A 19,243-nucleotide genomic window follows, 5' to 3' on the forward strand; every position below is an offset into this window, starting at 1 on the left:
TAAGATTCTGAATTGCAATAATAAAATTTTAAGTGTCTTATTACTTGCTTGTGAATTTAGACTCTAAAAGTGTGATTAAGTTCTCATTTTTTGATTTTTTTTTAGCTAAGAGAGAATTATTAGCTGGTTATTGAAAGAAAAATCACGCTATTGAGTAATATGTGGTGTATTTAAGTACATTTTCGTTGCCATTAAGGCTGATGACCACCCAATCATCGTAGAAATTAAAATGATAAAAAAGCTCTCATCCCAATTTAAACCTTCCAGATTAAATATTGTTCCAAAAACTGAGGAAACATTCAAGATAATACTATCAATTTGAAAGATAAATATTTCCGATAGTATTAAAGCTAAGATTGCACTGATAAATCCATTAAACATGCCACTATATAAAAATGGTCTTAAGATAAATCCATCTGTAGCACCAATAAGCTGCATGACTATAATCGTTTGACGTCGACTGAAAATTGCTAACCGTATACTATTGCCGATGACCAAAGCGACGGCAATAATCATAAATACTGAAATTGTCATTACAATGGTTCTGACCATATCAGTAAAAGTAGTTAGACGTGTAAACCAACTATCATCAAGCCTAACATCATCTACACCTTTTAGTTTAATGATGGCTGCTTGCATGGCGTGTAAGATTTCTGAATGTTTTGCTTCTGTTTTAGGTATAACTATGGCAACGGCTGGAAGAGGATTTTCATCTAACAAATCTAAGGCTTCACTAAATCCTGACCACGATTTGAATTCTTGTATTGTTTCATCACGAGATAAATAAGTAAGTGTCTCAACTTGGGGAAACTGTTTAATTTGTGTGATTAAAGCATCAGTATCTTTGGCGTTAAGGTTTTTAGCAATATAGACTGTTAAATTGGGAGTAGGATACCATTGGTGAGCGGCTTGATTCGCATTTTTCCACAATAAATAACCAATAGTTGGTAGTGTAATTGAAATAGCAATAACAATAATTGTTAATAAAGAAGCTATCGCATGTTGACGAAAATCATTAAACACATTTTGCCATGCATATTGGATTTGTCTTTTCCAGCGCGGAAAAAACAGATTATCGTCGCCTTGTTGATTCTTCTTTTTAATTCTCAGCATCTGATCCCCCCGTTAACCGTCCTTGATTTAAATTTAATATCCTATGATGTTTACGTTTGATTAAACTTAAATTATGTGTTGCCATCAATACGGTTACACCGGTCTGGTTAAGCTCTTCAAACAATTTTAGAATATCTTTGGACAATTTGTCATCTAAATTACCGGTAGGTTCGTCGGCTAGTAATACCATCGGGCGATTGACAATAGCGCGTGCAATACCAACTCGTTGTTGTTCTCCACCTGAAAGTTGAATCGGGTAGAATTTCATTTTATCAATTAACCCGACCTTATCTAAGGCAGCGGATACTCGACGACGAATTTCTTCAGCGGGTTTACCTAATATAATTAATGGAATCGCAACATTATCATATATATTATGATCCATTAATAACTGGTGATCCTGAAAAATCATACCAATATGGCGTCGTAAAAAGGGGATATCTTGTTTTTTTAATTGGCTAACGTCATGGCCATTTAATATAACTTGACCATCATTTGCCCGTTCCAGTCCACAAATTAATCGTAATAATGTACTTTTACCTGCGCCGGAATGCCCAGTTAAAAAAGCCATTTCACCATTATTAAGATGAAAATCAATATTCTGTAGAGCGGGTCTACCGCCTGAATAGGCTTTACTAACGTGCTTGAATTGAATCATGAATTTTGATTATCTTCCGTTGTTTGGTCAAATAATGCCTCAATGAAATCAGTTGCAATAAATGGTCTTAAATCATCTATTTTTTCACCGACACCAATGTAACGTATAGGAATGTTAAATTGATCGGCAATACTGAAAATAACACCACCTTTGGCTGTTCCATCAAGTTTAGTTAAGGTAATGCCGGTTAAACCGACAGCTTCGTTAAAAATTCTGGTTTGGCTAATTGCATTTTGTCCAGTACTGGCATCAATGGTTAACATAATTTCATGTGGTGCAGTTTCATCCTGTTTTTTCATTACTCGGACAATTTTCTTCAGTTCATCCATTAGATGACTCTTATTTTGTAAGCGACCAGCCGTATCTGCGATCAAAATATCGATTTTTCGTGATTTAGCCGCTTGGATCGCATCAAAAATTACAGAGGCTGAATCGGCATTAGTATGTTGGGCTATAACTGGAATATTATTGCGTTCGCCCCATACTTGTAGCTGTTCGACAGCAGCTGCTCTAAATGTATCACCCGCAGCAAGCATGACAGATTTACCTTGATTTTGAAACTGTTTTGCTAGTTTACCAATGGTTGTGGTTTTTCCAACACCATTAACACCAACCATAAGAATAACATAAGGTTGATGGGTAGTGACATCTAAAGGTTGATCAACTTTAGCTAAAATCGTATGTAATTCATCTTTTAATAATTGATTTAATGCCTCAGCATTAGTTAATTGTTTTCGAGAAGCATGCTCAGTTAATGAACGAATAATTTTCTGGGTAGTATCAACACCAACATCGGCAATTAATAACTGTTCTTCTAGTTCTTCAAAAAGTTCATCATCTATTTTTTTTCCGCGGAACAAACTAAATAAACCAGAACCAATATTCTGCTTGGTTTTAAATAATCCATTTTTTAACCGGGCAAAAAAACCTGGTTTTTTCTGTTCACTCATCTTATCTATAGCTCCAAATGTATCTTGCTAATGATTTATTATTGTCCAAAATCTAAGTTTTCTCAAATGACTTATTTAAACAATAACTGATTACTATAATTAATATGGATATAAAATCATAATTATATCCATCCTCTAAAATTATAAGGTTAGCTGTAATTATGCTTGACTAGCAATTTTAGCCGCAACCTCAATTTGTTGTGTAGTTGGTATTTTACCTGTATATAAAATAAATTGTTCAACAGCTTGTAATATCATAACTTCTTTACCCGAAATAGTTACCTTATTTTGTCGATTAGCTTCATTAATTAATGGAGTTATAACAGGAATTGCTACCACGTCAAAAATCACGGAAGCTTGCGATATTAAATCTATTGAAAATGACAATTGATCTGCTTCAATTCCACCAGACATACCAATTGATGTTGCATTAACGAGTATGTCATGCGCTTCTTGGGTTTGGCTGGTATGTGGGAAATGATATTTTTGTGATAGTTTCGTTCCTTTTTCGACATTACGTGCCAGAATCGTCACCTGTTTAAAACCATTATCATGGAAAGCTGCAATAACTGCTTTTGCCATTCCACCACTACCATGAATCATAACAGATTGTGTTGGATTAAGTTGATACTGTTTAATCAATTTGGATATTGCAATGTAATCTGTGTTATAGGCTTTCAGATGCCCATTATTGTTCACAATAGTATTTACGGAGTCGATAGCCTTCACTGAATCTGTCAATTCATCCAAAAATGGAATACACGATTCTTTAAATGGCATTGATATAGCACAACCACGAATAGCTAAAGCACGAATACCTTTTACAGCATCTTCAATATTGGTTGTAGAAAAAGCCTTATAAATATAATTTAAATCTAATTGTTGATATAAACTGTTGTGAAAACGGGTACCGAAATTACCAGGTCTACCTGATAATGACATGCAAAGCTGAGTATCTTTATTAATCATAACTATTATCCCTATCAAGTTTTAAATTATTTTACAGTTTGATTTAATAATTTTTGATCTAATGCTTGCCATTGTCCTAAAGCAAGATGGTGATCAAAAAGATTGATATTACCTATTTGCACTCTGATTAATCTTAAGCATGGAAACCCAACGGCTGCGCACATGCGTCTAACTTGGCGATTTTTGCCTTCGGTAATTGTAATGCAAAGCCATGAAGTCGGAATCGTTTTTCGTTCGCGAATGGGTGGGTTTCTTTGCCAAAGTAGCGTTGGTTCAGCAATTACTTTTGCTTTAGCTGGTTGAGTTTTAAACTCTTTTAACTGTACGCCTCGTTGTAATTGATTAATAGCATTTTCTGTCAGTTCACCCTCTACCTGTGCCCAATAGGTTTTGGCTAATTTAAATTTTGGCGATGCGATTTTAGCTTGAAGCTTGCCATTATTAGTTAATAGCAATAATCCTTCGCTATCTGTATCTAATCTTCCAGCAGGATAAAATTCTGGTAAATTAATATATTGCTTTAGAGTAGGGTGCGTTGTGTGCTCGGAAAACTGGCAGATAACACCATAAGGTTTATTAAATGCAATTAACGAAATCGCCATAATATTTAGATCTTGTGAATGATTGAAAGTCAGTATAGCACAAGGCAGAGGGTTTAGTGACATAAAAAAACCGGGCAAGAGCCCGGTAAGTAGTGAATTAAATTAGTATTTATACCAATTTCTTCATTTGATCGGCAATTTTTTCAGCTTGCTGACCAACAACGATTTGAACGCCTTCTTTACCTAATTTAATTACCGCCATTGCACCTAAAGCTTTCGCTTCTGCTTCATTAATTAAATTAGAATCTTTAACATTTAAGCGTAATCGAGTAATACATGCATCAATATTAGTTAAGTTTTCTTTACCACCAACAATAGTAAGATACTGTTGAGCTAAAGTATTAATATCGGTTGTTGTATTTTGTGTAGAAGATTCAGTTTGTTCAACATCAGCTTCATCATCTTCACGTCCCGGTGTTTTCAGATTGAATGTTACAATGACGAAACGGAATACGACATAGTAAATTACAAAGAACACGAGGCCTTGTAAAATCAACATATACCAATTTACAGCTAATGGGTTACGTGATTGCAGTAACATATCAACAAGACCCGCACTGAAACCAAATCCTGATATCCATTGCATACTTGCAGCAATATAAACAGAAACACTGGTTAATATAGCGTGAATAAAGTAAAGTTGTGGCGCTACAAACATAAATGAGAATTCAAGAGGTTCTGTAATTCCTGTAAAGAATGCAGCAAAAGAAGAGGCTAACATGATTGATGCAGTTTTATCTTTGTTACCTTTTTTAGCCGTATGATACATAGCAAGTGCTGCACCAGGTAAACCAAACATCATAATTGGGAAGAAACCAGCTTGATAACGACCAGTAATACCTATAATTGCTTTACCTTCGTCAATAGATTTTTGTCCACCTAAGAAGTTAGGAATGTCATTAATGCCTGCAACATCAAACCAGAATACAGAATTAAGCGCATGGTGTAAGCCAACAGGGATAAGTAGACGGTTGAAGAAACCATATATTCCTGCACCAACAGCACCTAAATTTTTAATATGTTCACCAAATATGACTAAACCATCAAAAATAAATGGCCAGATATAAAGTAAAGCAAAGGAAACGAATAACATAACAACTGATACAATAATTGGTACTAAACGTTTTCCACTAAAGAATGCCAACGCTTTATGTAGTTCAACACCACTGAAACGATTATAAAGTTCGGCGGACATTACCCCAACAAGGATACCAACAAATTGGTTGTTGATTTTTTTAAAAGCTGGAGATACTTGATCAACAGGTGTTGATGTTAGTAGTGAAACAGATGAAGGTGATAAAAGTGTTGTTATCACTAGAAAACCAACCAATCCACTAAGGGCTGCTGCACCGTCTTTATCTTTCGACATTCCGTATGCTACACCAATAGCAAAAAGAATTGGCATATTATCAATAATTGCAGCACCAGATTTAATTAAGAATGCAGCAATAATGCTGTTGGCACCCCACCCTTCAGGGTCAACCCAATAACCGACTCCCAATAAAATAGCTGCTGCTGGTAAAACAGCAACTGGAACCATTAGTGAGCGTCCAATCCGCTGTAAATATGCTAGAACTCCCATATATTTATTACTCCCAATTTATCATTCATATGATGTTTATTTATGCTATATATTTGACACTATAATATTTTACTTAACAAATTAATTATACTATTTTGTGACCAATATCACTAAAAATTTACATATTCCCACGTTCAATATAAGCTTTTTATGCCTATTTATTTTATAATATAAAAAAACTTTGTAAAAAACGGCTATAATGTATAAAGTAGCAAAATAGCACAACGAAAACAAAATCTATATACCGTTTTCGTTCCATTAAAATAAATTTAAACATACTAATAAGGCAATATTTGTACAAGGAGAAACTAAATGCGTTTAATTCCATTAAAACATAGTCAAGAAATTGGCGCTTGGGCAGCGGATTATATTGTTAAAAAAATTAATGATTTTAACCCAACGGCTGAACGTCCTTTTGTTCTAGGTTTACCTACTGGAAGTTCTCCTTTAGTGATGTATCAACAATTAATTAAGCGTTATCAAGCAGGCTTAGTAAGTTTTAAACATGTTGTTACCTTTAATATGGATGAATATGTTGGAATCCCGGAAGATCATCCACAAAGTTACCATACATTTATGTACCAAAACTTTTTTAACCATATCGATATTAATAAAAATAATATCAATATTCTTGATGGTAATGCGCAAGACATTGTTAAAGAATGTGAGGAATATGAAGCAAAAATTAAATCTTATGGAAAGATAGATCTATTCATTGGCGGAGTGGGTCAAGATGGTCATATCGCTTTTAATGAACCAGGTTCTTCTTTGTGTTCACGTACTCGAATTAAAACCTTAACTGAAGATACACGTATAGCTAATTCACGTTTCTTCGATAATGATATCACTCAGGTTCCTGAATATGCATTAACTATTGGGGTTGGAACTTTAATGGATGCTAAAGAAGTGATGCTATTAATTTCCGGTCATAATAAAGCAATCGCTTTACAACAAGCCGTAGAAGGTGCTGTTAATCATTTATGGACAGTTTCTGCTCTACAAATGCATGCTAAATCATTAATTGTTTGTGATGAACCGAGTACCGATGAATTAAAAGTAAAAACTTTAAAATATTTCAAACAGTTGGAAGCAAAAAATCTCGAAGTTACTATCATGTAATATTCGTTAACCTATTTAATTTATTTGAGGCTGTTAAACATAATGTATGCATTAACCAATTGTCGAATTTATACGGGATTAGAAATCCTTAATAATCATGCTGTAGTTATTGATGGTGATAAAATTGTTGATGTATGTCAACAAGATGCATTACCACAAAATATTACTGTTGAAAATCTGAATGGTGCGATAGTCGCACCAGGATTTATTGATATTCAATTAAATGGTTGTGGTGGTGTTCAATTTAATGAAACCCTTGAATCATTAAGTATTGAAACACTTGAAATTATGCAAAAAACCAACCTTTTGACAGGTTGTTCAAGCTATTTACCTACCTTGATTACTTCAAGTGATGAATTTATGCGTAAAGCTGTTGAGGTAATGCGTGAATATCTTAAAAAACATAAAAATCAGGCATTAGGTCTTCATTTAGAAGGTCCTTATATTAATATTGAGAAAAAAGGTATTCATAATCCTGATTTTATTCGTCAACCTTCACAAGAAATGATTGATTTCTTATGTGAGAATGCTGATGTAATTAAAATTATTACACTGGCTCCAGAAAAAGTTGATAAACGTTTTATTCGTCAATTGTCTGATGCAGGTATTAATGTTTCAGCAGGTCATACCAACGGTACTTATGAAGATGCACGTGATGGGTTTAATGCTGGTATTCGTATGGGAACCCATCTATTTAATGCTATGCCGGCTATAGCGGGAAGAACGCCAGGTGTTGTCGGAGCTATCTATGATGAGCAAGAAGTGTATAGCGGAATTATTGCAGATGGTCTTCATGTAAGCTGGGCAAATATTCGCAACAGTCATAAAATTAAACGTGATAAATTAATTTTAACTACCGATGCGATTTTACCTGTTGGTACAAATATGACGGAATGTACCTTTGCGGGTAAAACTATTTATTATAAAGATGGTAAATGTACTGATATTAATGGCACATTAGGTGGTTCTGCATTAACAATGATTGAAGCTGTGAAAAATACAGTTAATCATGTTGGTATTGCGCTTGATGAAGTGTTAAGAATGGCAACATTATATCCAGCCAAAGCACTCGGTGTAGACAAAGATCTTGGTACGATTACGGTTGGTAAGATTGCCAATATTGTCGTTTTCAGTAATGATTTTGTTGTAGAACGCATGATTGTTAATGGCAAATTAGTTTAATTTTAATTAACTATTATTGTAGAATGGGTCGCTTAAGACCCATTTTGTTTTAATAAGATATGCTTTGCGCAAACTATATACTTAATGGAATGATGTTTACAATTACGATAAATTAATGATAAGGGTAGCTTTATGGCTTTAAATTATTTAAATTTAGTTGGTAATGCTGAATTAATGAAACAGCTAAATTATGCAATGATTTATCGATTGATTGTGCAACAAAGCCCTATTTCCCGTATTCAATTAGCTGAAATTAGCCAATTAGCTCCAGCAAGCATCACAAAAATTACTCGTCAATTATTGAATACAAAATTGATTAAGGAAGTGGATATTCAACAATCCACAGGTGGTCGACCAGCGGTATCAATCGTTGCAAAATTTGATTATTATCAGGCTATTTCTATTCAACTAAGCCGTTCCCATGTAATGATTGAGCTTTATAATCTTGGTGCTAAGACCTTAGCCAGTAAACGGTTTCCGCTAAATGATTTTAGCCAACAACAGACTCAGAATTATTTAATTAGCTTAATTGAATTATTTTGCTTAGAGCAACAGAAAAAAATTAAGAATTTAATTGCCATTTCAGTTGTTATGCCAGGGGTAATTGATTCTGTTAAAGGGATTGTTCGTTATACACCACATATTGATGTTAATAATTGGGCATTGGCTGAAATTCTGACGGAAAAATTTTCTGTGCCAATATTTATTGGTAATGACGTACAAAGTTTAGCTTTAGCCGAAAGTTACTTTGGAACGACTCAATCAGTTGATGATTCTATCTTGGTGCGCGTACATCGTGGTATCGGTTCTGGGGTTATTATTAATCAACAATTATTGATGAATCATAATCAAAGTGCATGTGAAGTTGGACACATTCAAGTTAATCAATTGGGTGAACGTTGTCACTGCGGTAATTTTGGTTGCTTAGAAAATCAAGTAATTAATGTTGAAATTGAAAAACGAGCTCGATTATTACTAGAACAAGGTTATAAGAGTAAATTAACTCCGAGTAAATGTGATATTTTAACAATTTGCCAATTGGCAAATCAAGGCGATGAATTAGCAGAAAAATTGATAAGGAGTGCCGGAGAACATCTAGGAAGAGCGGTTGCTATCATGGTGAATATTTTTAATCCACAATGCATAGTGCTTGCAGGTGAATTGACAAAATCGCCTGAAATTTTACTTAACGCGGTAAACAATGCCTTAAATTCACAAAGTTTGAAACAATTACGCGAGAATTTGCTTCTTAAATGCTCTAGCTTAGATGATCGATCCGCGATAGGTGCATTTGCTTTAGTACAACAAGCATTATTTGACGGATCGTTATTGATGAAACTCCTAGATGAAAAATGATAAGTATGTAAACTCGCTACCATTGTTATGTAGCGAGTAACAACAATCTATTAACCTAAAATTCTTAACATTCTTCTTAATGGTTCTGCTGCACCCCAAAGTAACTGATCACCAACGGTAAAGGCTGATATAAAATCTTTACCCATGTTTAACTTACGTAATCGTCCAACAGGGGTTGATAATGTGCCAGTCACGGCTGCTGGTGTTAGTTCTTTCATTGATAATTCACGATCATTTGGAATGACTTTAACCCATTCGTTATGGGATGCTAATAATTGCTCAATTTCCGGGATCGCGATATCTTTTTTAAGCTTAATCGTGAAAGATTGGCTATGACAACGAAGCGCACCAACTCGGACACATAGACCATCAACAGGAATAATTTTTGATGTGCCAAGAATTTTGTTGGTTTCAGCCTGACCTTTCCACTCCTCGCGGCTTTGACCATTATCCAATTGTTTATCAATCCATGGAATTAAACTTCCAGCAAGTGGTACTCCAAAATTATCAGTTGGTAATGATCCATCACGCATTTTGGCCGTCACTTTTTGTTCAATATCTAAAATAGATGAATTTGGATTAGCCAACTCTTTAGCAACCTCTGCATGTAACATTCCCATTTGTGTAAGTAATTCACGCATATGACGTGCACCACCACCAGAAGCTGCTTGGTAAGTGGATACCGATACCCAATCAACTAAATCTGCGGCAAATAACCCACCTAAGGACATAAGCATTAGGCTGACGGTACAGTTACCACCTACGAAGGTTTTAATACCTTGATTGAGTGCTGAATCAATGTTAGCACGGTTAACCGGATCTAGAATAATGACTGCATCGTCTTTCATTCTCAATGTTGAAGCTGCATCGATCCAGTAACCTTGCCAACCCGCATTACGTAATTTAGGATAGATATCGCTAGTATAGTCACCGCCTTGGCAGGTTACGATAATGTCTAAGGCTTTAAGTGCTTCAATATCATTAGCATCTTGTAATACACCCGTTTTACCCGTAAAACTTGGTGCAGCTTGTCCAACTTGTGACGTTGAAAAAAAGATAGCATTAATACCATCAAAATCATGTTCTTGGATCATTCTTTGCATCAGAACTGATCCAACCATTCCTCGCCAACCTATAAAACCGACATTTTTCATAATTTATTATCCAAAGTGTTAAGCAAATATTTTTGTAAACTAAACTATATTGTGATGATAACTATCTATTAAATCAAAATACCAATATAAAACAAGTTAGATAATAAATTATTTATAGTGATTGTTGCGTTATAAAGGTAGTTTATATACAAATTGATTAGAGCAATTTATAACAGCACAAAAAATGACGATAATGTGTAATGTATTTCACTATCTTCTTCATAGCACTCAATCTTATATTGATTAATACCACATTGCCTTTATGATCTACGGTATTATAATGCAGCAGATTTTGTAAATTATGAGATTGATTTTTATATGAATTATTCATCATCACCAAAGTTATCTCAATGGGTGATCTTACTAATGGCTATTGCAGTAGGTATTGCTGTAGCGAGTAATTACTATGCTCAACCCCTTTTGCATTCTATTACTAATGATCTCCATATCTCAACTGAGAATGCTGGCTCCATCATTACAGTAGCACAATTCAGTTACGCCTTAGGATTATTATTTGTCGCTCCCTTAGGTGACAAAATTGAACGTAAAACATTAATTATTCTTTTAATGTTATTAACAACTTGTGGATTAATCATAAGTGCACTGGCTAATTCATCACTGATGCTAATTATAGGTACGGCTATTGCAGGGATTTTTTCTGCAGTTGCGCAGGTAATCATTCCTTTTGCGGCTACTTTGGCTTTACCAAATCGGCGCGGTAAAGTCGTTGGGATTTTAATGAGTGGCATGTTATTAGGTATATTGTTAGGTAGAACTTTTGCTGGTGCGATATCGACTATAGTTGATTGGCGAACAGTATATTGGGTCGCTGCCATCATCATGTGCTTAATTACTTTAATGTTAAGTTTAGCTCTACCACGATATAGTCATAAGAGTGATCTTAATTACTGGGAATTAATTTTTTCGATTTTTGGATTATATCGGCGGGAAAGAGTGCTAAGAATTCGATCATTTATTGGTGCAATCTCTTTTGCTTTATTTTCTTTATTATGGACACCGTTAGCTTTTTTATTGACTGATGCACCTTACCATTATTCTGATTTTGTTATTGGTTTATTTGGTTTGGCAGGTGCAGCAGGGGCAATGTGTTCACCTATTGCAGGTCGTTTATCGGATAAAGGCAAAGGTAATCTATTAACCACGCTTGGTTTAACTTTATTAGTGCTTTGTTGGTTACCACTATCGTTGGCAAAGATGTCATTAATTGCTTTAATTATTGGTATTATTGTTATTGATTTTGCAGCTCAAATAACTCATATATCCTCGATGAATGATATTTATCAAGGAAATGCAGCCATGCGTACTCGCTTAAATGTTGGTTATATGTTGAGTTATTTTACGGGGGGTATGCTAGGTTCATTATGTTCCACATATCTTTACGCACACTATGGTTGGTATGCAATAGCGATCGTCAGCATCGGTTTAGCTATTATTGGAATAATGTTCTGGTGGTATTATCTTAAAACCCTCAAAAATAGCTCTAAAGAAGGTGCATAACATTTGAATGTATAAATAGCATGATAATTGCATATTGTTCTACTTTATGGTCTTGAGTTTTAATCAATATAATCACTAGACCTCGAAAAATTATGCATTAAAATAGACGGCATCAATTTTTATTAATTAACGGAATACTTAATGGCACAATACGTTTTTACAATGAATAGAGTGGGTAAAATCGTCCCACCTAAACGTTATATTTTGAAAGATATTTCACTCAGTTTTTTCCCCGGAGCTAAAATTGGGGTACTTGGGTTAAATGGCGCGGGTAAATCTACGCTTTTGCGGATTATGGCTGGCATTGACAAAGAAATAGAAGGTGAGGCTCGCCCACAACCAGGTTTAAAAATTGGTTACTTACCGCAAGAACCTAAACTCAATCCCGAACAAACGGTTCGTGAATCAGTCGAAGAAGCAGTGAGTGAAGCCAAAAATGCACTCACCCAATTAAATGCTGTTTATGCAGCCTACGCTGAGCCGGATGCGGATTTCGATAAACTTGCCAAGCAGCAAGCAGAACTAGAAGCAATCATTCAAACGCATGATGCTCATAATTTAAATGTACAACTGGAAAGAGCTGCTGATGCATTACGTTTGCCTGATTGGGATGCTAAGATTGGTCATTTATCAGGTGGTGAACGACGTCGCGTTGCTTTATGTCGATTACTACTAGAAAAACCGGATATGCTATTGTTAGATGAGCCAACGAACCACTTGGATGCGGAATCAGTAGCATGGTTGGAACGCTTTTTACATGATTATGAAGGAACGGTGGTTGCAGTAACCCATGATCGTTACTTCTTGGATAATGTCGCGGGTTGGATTTTAGAGCTTGACCGTGGTGAAGGTATTCCTTGGGAAGGAAATTATTCGTCATGGTTAGAGCAAAAAGAGCAACGATTAGCGCAAGAAGCATCATCTGAATCAGCACGTCGTAAATCGATCGAAAAAGAGTTAGAGTGGGTGCGACAAAATCCAAAAGGTCGTCAGGCAAAAAGCAAAGCGCGTATGGCTCGTTTTGATGAACTCAATAACACCGAATACCAAAAACGGAACGAAACTAATGAGCTCTTTATTCCAACAGGTCAACGCTTAGGTGATAAGGTTATTGAAGTAGAACATCTGACAAAATCTTATGGTGACAGAGTATTAATTGATGATCTTTCCTTCCGTATACCAAAAGGGGCAATAGTTGGGATTATTGGACCAAATGGTGCCGGTAAATCAACGTTATTTAGAATGTTATCGGGACAAGAGCAACCCGACTCCGGTATGATTAGTTTGGGTGAAACCGTTCAATTAGCATCGGTCGATCAGTTCCGTGATAAGATGGATGATAAAAAAACCGTTTGGGATGAAATATCAAATGGTCAAGATATCATGCGAATTGGTAATTTTGAAATACCAAGTCGGGCTTATGTTGGTCGATTCAATTTTAAAGGTGTTGATCAGCAAAAACTTGTCGGTGAGCTTTCAGGTGGCGAACGTGGACGAGTTCATTTAGCTAAGCTATTACAAGTTGGTGGCAATGTGTTATTGCTTGATGAACCAACCAATGACTTAGATGTAGAAACATTACGAGCATTGGAAAATGCATTATTAGAATTTCCTGGTTGTGCTTTAGTTATTTCACATGACCGTTGGTTCTTAGATCGTATAGCAACGCATATTCTTGATTATCAGGATGAAGGTCATGTTGAATTTTTTGAAGGTAACTTTACTGAATATGAAGAATGGAAAAAACGGACTTTAGGCGCTGAAGCATTAGAGCCAAAACGTGCTAAATATAAGCGAATTAGCAAATAATTTAGCATAAGTTTTTTAGCGAAAATTGTATTAAAAAAGCCGAATTCTCGGCTTTTTTTATGGAACTTTATAAGTATATTAAGCAAATTTGAGTAGCGTCATGCCAACAATTAAGCCGGCAACACCTAACCAACCACGCCAATTTAGTTGTTGCTCAAATAACAGCCATCCTGCCAATGTTGTCGCTATTAATCCGAATCCGCCCCATAAAGCATAAGCTACCGACAAGTCAATGGCTTTTACCGCTTCAGCTAAACAACTAAAAGCGATAAGTACAAATAAAATAGATAATGTTCCAAATATTTTATTTTTAAAACCATTAGAGTATTTTAAAAAAACGTTCGCCACTATATCCAAGATAGCGGCTAAGATTAAAAAGCTCAAATGATACCAATCAAAATTATGCATAATAAATCCTAAGATTCTTTAGCGGTTGTTTTTTCACCGGATTCAATTAAAGCAATACTTGCAAAAATAATGATTAACCCTAGTATTTTTTGAAAACTCATTGGGTCATTAAATAAAATGATACTAAAGAAAATAATAAATACAGTGCCAATCCCTTCCCATAACGCATAAGCTATTCCGATAGGGATACGCTTAATAGCAATAGCTAAGCAAATATAGGAAAAAGTGATCATCACATACATAATAAGATGACCTAATTGATAGCCATGTATACTGGCATATTTCATTGAGATTGTACCCGTAACCTCGAACAGAATAGCTAATAACAAGAATAATCGATAAAACATAATATCGTCTGAATAACTTAACTTTATATTGATAAAACGTGTTTTTATTTAATAATTTTCAACGCTTAATAAGAGATATTGCTAATTGAATTTAAAAAGCAAACAAGGTGCAGCGAATTACAGAGAAGATCGCCAGATGAATTCACCTGCTAAAATGGAAGAAATATAAAAAACAAACGTTGATGATGTGTTGAAGAACATAAATATATTATTAAATTAATTGCTTAGCTTAATTTTAACATAGATATTATAAAAAATCACCATTCACAGGTTAATCGACGTTATAACATTTGTTAAATTATAATAACTAAAACTGAATTAACTAGAATATGGTGATTTTTATCCGATTGAGTAAAATAAATTAATCGTCTTCTTGTTTTTGCTGCTCCAATTTCGTTAATTTATCCATAATTTTTTGATGAATTCCACCAAATCCGCCATTACTCATAACTAAAATAACATCCTTTGATTTAGCATCCTTAGTAATCATTTCGACTAAAAGATCTAAATCACTTGACCAATAAGCAGGTTGTATACATTTTTCGGTAATTTCAGAGACTAACCACGGGAGATTTTCAGGTTGATAAATAAAGACTTCATCAGCACGCCCTAAAGCTGGGGCAATTTCATCTTTGCTTACTCCTAATTTCATAGTATTAGAGCGCGGTTCAAGTACGGTAAATATGCGACGATTAGACCCCACTTTACTTCTTAATGCTTCAAGTGTAGCTAAAATAGCTGTTGGGTGATGGGCAAAATCGTCATAGATTTCAATGCCATCGACTTCCCCATATAATTCTAACCGACGTTTGGCATTTACAAAGGTGTTTAAGGCATCACAGGCTTCTTTGGGTTCAATACCAACATTATATGCGGCTGCAATAGCCATTAAGGCATTATGCATATTATGTTCACCGACTAAATCATACTCAACGGTACCAACTAATTTTTGCTGTAAATAAACATTAAATTTGCTGGCATTATTTGTCAGTTTTTCTGCCTGCCATCCTGATTCGGATTCGGTGTGAGTCTGCTCACTCCAACATCCCCTCGCTAACATATTTTTTATATTAATATCATCTTGCGGTGAAATAATTAACCCTTTATTTGGAACTAATCTAACTAAATGGTGGAACTGTTTTTGAATAGCTCGTAGATCATCAAATATATCAGCGTGATCATACTCAAGATTGTTTAAAACCAATGTTTTTGGACAATAATGCATAAATTTAGAACGCTTATCGAAAAATGCACAATCGTACTCATCGGCTTCAATCACGAAGAAATTACTATCGCCCAAACGTGCTGAAACATTATAATTTCCAGGAACGCCACCAATTAAGAATCCCTGTTGATAATTAGCTTTTTCCAATATCCAATTAATCATACCTGCGGTAGTTGTTTTTCCATGTGTACCAGCAACCGCAATGACCCAACGATCTTTAAGTACATTGTCATGTAACCATTGTGGCGCGGAGATATAAGGAATATTGTTATTTAAAATATGTTCAACACAGGGATTACCTCTGGACATCGCATTACCAATAATCACTAAATCTGGTTCTGGGGACAATTGACTCGGATCATAACCTTCAATCAGATTAATATTTTCTTGCTCAAGTAATGTGCTCATAGGTGGATAAACGTTTTTATCTGAACCTGTTACGTTATGCCCTAATGAACGTGCTATTAGGGCAATACCGGTCATAAATGTGCCGCAAATCCCTAAAATATGAATATGCATGATAAATCCTTATTTGATTGTTGCTAGCGAATTATTATACTTATCTTATCGTAAATTAACACTTAAACTGGTTAAATAAACAGTATTTTTTAGTACATTATGTGCTGTTAGTATATTAAAAAATCTTATGATGATATAAATTTTTATAGCAATATTTTATTTGTAAGTTATTAATTTAATTATATATGTTAAATGGTTAACTAATAGGCCAGAGATGTCGAATTAATAAATTGATAGTTTCATTACCTCTAAATTCGCTGATCTCAAGCTGATAAACAGCTTTAATTCTTTTAATTGATTGATCTGGCCAACAATTTAAATCGACATTAAATGCAATCGCATTAAGCAATTGCCCACCGTTTAATGGTTCAAGCACCATGCTTAGGTGATTATTTTTAACGCGCTTTTGTTGGTGGATTAGAAATTCTCCATCAAAAAGGGGCTCTGGGAAGTTTGCCCCCCAAGGTCCACCTTCTCGCAATATTTTAGCCGTTGCTAGATTAAAATCATGGCTGTCAATTTCACCATCAGTCATAATTTCCTTTTTCAGACTAACGGTTTTGAGAATATTATTTACTTCTTCTTCAAAATAATGACTAAACTTATTAAGATTTTCTTCTGGTATTGTTAATCCGGCTGCCATAGCATGTCCACCAAAACAGGTGATTAATTTAGGATAGCGGTTATGAATAGTCTCCAAAATATTACGTAAATGGACGTTATTAATTGAGCGTCCAGATCCTTTAAGAAAACCATTATCTGCTTTAGCAAATGAAATGACAGGGCGATAAAGTTTATCCTTAATGCGAGATGATAATACGCCAATGACTCCTTGATGAAATTCTGGATGATAAATGACAAAGCTGTTGGAACTTTTGACACTTTTATTGTCAAGTTTATCAATAAATGATAATGCTTCTTGTTGCATCGTTTGCTCAATCATTTTTCTTTCACTATTGAGTGATTCTAAAACTTCAGCTATTTTCAACGCACTTTTATCATCCTTAGTGAGTAACAACTCAACACTTAGAGACATATTATTAATTCTACCGGCGGCATTTAATCGGGGTGCAAGATAAAATGAAAGATCCTGTGCGGTTAAATTGCGTATATTACGACCGGCAATGGTAATAAGTGCTTTTATACCTGCACAACAGTAGCCGGCTTGAATACGTTTCAAACCTTGTTGTATTAGTATGCGGTTATTTTGATCGAGGGTCACCACATCGGCAACAGTCCCTAATGCAACTAAATCTAGCAATGCACCCAGCTTATATTCGGGTAAATGATGTTGTTCAAACCAATTATACTGGCGTAATAATGCTCTAAATGCTGACATAAAATAAAATGTCACACCCACACCGGCTAGGTTCTTAGATGGAAATGGGCAATCTTGCAAATTAGGATTAATAATCGCATCCGCATCCGGCAGTATTTCAGGTGGCAAATGATGATCAGTAATAATCACTTTGATATCATGTTGTTTAGCATAATCAACCGCTTCTGTGGCTGAAATACCGTTATCGACAGTAATGATTAATGAGGCTTGTTGTGCTATAGCGCGTTCGACAACCGATATACTTAGACCATAACCATCTTCAAAGCGATCTGGAATGATATAGCTAACATTCTTAACACCAAATTCTCTTAAAGCCGTCATAATTAGCGCCGTGCTAGTAGCGCCATCCGTATCAAAATCACCCACTATCAGGATTTTTTTTTCTGCGTTTGCCATTTGATAGAGCAGTTCTGTCGCTTGTTTAATATTAGCTAGTGGATGATAATCCAATAATGCTTGTGTAGAATTATCTAACTGATCATCAGATGTAATACCTCGCGCGATATAGATACGTCGCAACAAAGGATGAATCGTTTCGGAAAGTTTGATTTGTTTATTGACTTCGCGTCTGGTTATCACAGAATTTGGCATAATTTTTTAATTTTAATAAATGGATAGGTTTACGATATCGTCATAAACCCATTTTGAGGATTAAATAAAGCAATAATTAGTTAATATCATCAAGAACTTTTATTAATTCCGCTGCCGGTACATAGCCAGAGAGCAATTGACCGTTTTGCAGAACAATTGCCGGCGTACCAGTAAGACCAATTTGACGACCTACTTCATATTGTGTTTTAACAAAAGGAACTAGACTTGATGCAGGTGTGATAGTGCCCCCTTTATATGCATTATCAAAGGCTGCTTTGCGGTCTACAGCACTCCATATTGATTGCATATCTTTAGCTACTTGAGAATTTAACCCTTGTCTTGGAAAGGCAAAATAATGGACTGAAATACCAGCATCAAGATAACTTTGAATCTCTTGGTGAAGTTTCTTACAGTAGCTACATGTGTAATCAGTAAATACTGAAATCACATATTTTTCATTTTCCGCCTGATATACAATTGCATTTTTGTCTATACTAGCGATTAACTTTGCATTATAAGGATTGGCTATATTTTCGGGTTTATCACCTTGCATATTAAATATAGGACCTTGTGTGATGAATTGACCATCTTCAGTGATATAGAGTACCCCATCTGGAGAAATAACCGTTTTAATTGAAGCTATAGGTGATGATTCAATTTTGATATCTGTTGATGGATAGCCTAGTTTATTTAATGTGTTTAAGATATCAGCGTCAGACGCTTGAGCGACACTGATTGATGCTCCTAAGACGATTGTTAAAGTAGAAATCAGTTTTTTCATTATTTGGATCCTAGTATCAAT

General features: G+C 35.0%; 15 protein-coding genes and 2 pseudogenes. 5 read left to right on the top strand and 12 right to left on the bottom strand.

Annotated elements, in window-relative coordinates:
* Positions 1-147: 147 nt before the first annotated feature.
* From ftsX to nagE, 6 genes and pseudogenes are all read right to left on the bottom strand, one after another.
* Entirely contained in the window at positions 148-1,113 is a 966-nt protein-coding gene (ftsX, locus tag FPB0191_RS00125) for a permease-like cell division protein FtsX (protein ID WP_082018193.1), read from the bottom strand.
* Positions 1,100-1,771: a cell division ATP-binding protein FtsE gene (ftsE, locus tag FPB0191_RS00130; protein ID WP_039103132.1), complete on the bottom strand. Its 672-nt coding sequence runs from the start codon at positions 1,769-1,771 to the stop codon at positions 1,100-1,102. Before ftsE ends, ftsX begins: the two co-directional genes overlap by 14 nt.
* Positions 1,768-2,721, bottom strand: a pseudogene (ftsY, locus tag FPB0191_RS00135) (signal recognition particle-docking protein FtsY); the annotation flags it as partial. The pseudogene ftsY and the gene ftsE, both read right to left, overlap by 4 nt.
* A gap of 159 nt (positions 2,722-2,880) precedes the next feature.
* The gene (locus tag FPB0191_RS00140) at positions 2,881-3,690 is read right to left on the bottom strand and encodes a shikimate 5-dehydrogenase (protein ID WP_039103134.1); all 810 of its coding nucleotides are present in this window, start codon (positions 3,688-3,690) and stop codon (positions 2,881-2,883) included.
* A gap of 26 nt (positions 3,691-3,716) precedes the next feature.
* Positions 3,717-4,292, bottom strand: coding sequence for an rRNA large subunit pseudouridine synthase E (locus tag FPB0191_RS00145; RefSeq protein WP_039106350.1), 576 nt, complete (start codon positions 4,290-4,292; stop codon positions 3,717-3,719).
* 121 nt (positions 4,293-4,413) lie between these two features.
* A pseudogene (gene nagE, locus FPB0191_RS00150) lies at positions 4,414-5,874 on the bottom strand (N-acetylglucosamine-specific PTS transporter subunit IIBC); the annotation flags it as partial.
* A 312-nt stretch (positions 5,875-6,186) separates the two neighbouring features.
* On the opposite strand from nagE, the gene nagB reads away from it, so the two are divergent.
* From nagB to FPB0191_RS00165, 3 genes are all read left to right on the top strand, one after another.
* Complete coding sequence (nagB, locus tag FPB0191_RS00155) at positions 6,187-6,993, top strand: glucosamine-6-phosphate deaminase (RefSeq protein WP_039103138.1); 807 nt, start codon at positions 6,187-6,189, stop codon at positions 6,991-6,993.
* 42 nt (positions 6,994-7,035) lie between these two features.
* Positions 7,036-8,175, top strand: coding sequence for an N-acetylglucosamine-6-phosphate deacetylase (gene nagA, locus FPB0191_RS00160; protein ID WP_039103139.1), 1,140 nt, complete (start codon positions 7,036-7,038; stop codon positions 8,173-8,175).
* A 132-nt stretch (positions 8,176-8,307) separates the two neighbouring features.
* Positions 8,308-9,531 carry an ROK family protein gene (locus FPB0191_RS00165; protein ID WP_039103141.1) on the top strand — a complete coding sequence of 408 codons (1,224 nt, stop codon included), beginning with the start codon at positions 8,308-8,310 and terminating at the stop codon, positions 9,529-9,531.
* Positions 9,532-9,581: 50 nt separating this feature from the next.
* On the opposite strand, the gene asd is transcribed toward FPB0191_RS00165, so the two are convergent.
* Positions 9,582-10,685, bottom strand: coding sequence for an aspartate-semialdehyde dehydrogenase (gene asd / locus FPB0191_RS00170; RefSeq protein ID WP_039103143.1), 1,104 nt, complete (start codon positions 10,683-10,685; stop codon positions 9,582-9,584).
* Positions 10,686-11,051: 366 nt separating this feature from the next.
* Between asd and FPB0191_RS00175 the strand changes: the two genes are divergently transcribed.
* Together FPB0191_RS00175 and ettA are read left to right on the top strand one after the other, a co-directional pair.
* Positions 11,052-12,203, top strand: a complete 1,152-nt coding sequence (locus FPB0191_RS00175) for an MFS transporter (RefSeq protein ID WP_202965357.1) — start codon at positions 11,052-11,054, stop codon at positions 12,201-12,203.
* A 141-nt stretch (positions 12,204-12,344) separates the two neighbouring features.
* Positions 12,345-14,012, top strand: a complete 1,668-nt coding sequence (ettA, locus tag FPB0191_RS00180; RefSeq protein WP_039103147.1) for an energy-dependent translational throttle protein EttA — start codon at positions 12,345-12,347, stop codon at positions 14,010-14,012.
* Positions 14,013-14,090: 78 nt separating this feature from the next.
* Here the strand turns inward: ettA and mdtI are convergent, their stop codons facing one another.
* From mdtI to dsbC, 5 genes are all read right to left on the bottom strand, one after another.
* The gene (mdtI, locus tag FPB0191_RS00185) at positions 14,091-14,420 is read right to left on the bottom strand and encodes a multidrug/spermidine efflux SMR transporter subunit MdtI (RefSeq protein ID WP_039103149.1); all 330 of its coding nucleotides are present in this window, start codon (positions 14,418-14,420) and stop codon (positions 14,091-14,093) included.
* An 8-nt stretch (positions 14,421-14,428) separates the two neighbouring features.
* A complete protein-coding gene (locus FPB0191_RS00190) occupies positions 14,429-14,767 on the bottom strand; it encodes a multidrug/spermidine efflux SMR transporter subunit MdtJ (protein WP_039103150.1) in 339 nt (112 codons plus the stop codon).
* 361 nt (positions 14,768-15,128) lie between these two features.
* Positions 15,129-16,511 carry a UDP-N-acetylmuramate:L-alanyl-gamma-D-glutamyl-meso-diaminopimelate ligase gene (gene mpl, locus FPB0191_RS00195; RefSeq protein WP_039103152.1) on the bottom strand — a complete coding sequence of 461 codons (1,383 nt, stop codon included), beginning with the start codon at positions 16,509-16,511 and terminating at the stop codon, positions 15,129-15,131.
* Between the two features lie 196 nt (positions 16,512-16,707).
* Complete coding sequence (gene recJ / locus FPB0191_RS00200; protein WP_052236652.1) at positions 16,708-18,441, bottom strand: single-stranded-DNA-specific exonuclease RecJ; 1,734 nt, start codon at positions 18,439-18,441, stop codon at positions 16,708-16,710.
* A gap of 76 nt (positions 18,442-18,517) precedes the next feature.
* Complete coding sequence (gene dsbC / locus FPB0191_RS00205) at positions 18,518-19,222, bottom strand: bifunctional protein-disulfide isomerase/oxidoreductase DsbC (protein ID WP_039103154.1); 705 nt, start codon at positions 19,220-19,222, stop codon at positions 18,518-18,520.
* Positions 19,223-19,243 lie beyond the last annotated feature (21 nt).

The sequence above is a fragment of the Frischella perrara genome (genome assembly GCF_000807275.1).
Lineage (GTDB): Bacteria > Pseudomonadota > Gammaproteobacteria > Enterobacterales > Orbaceae > Frischella > Frischella perrara.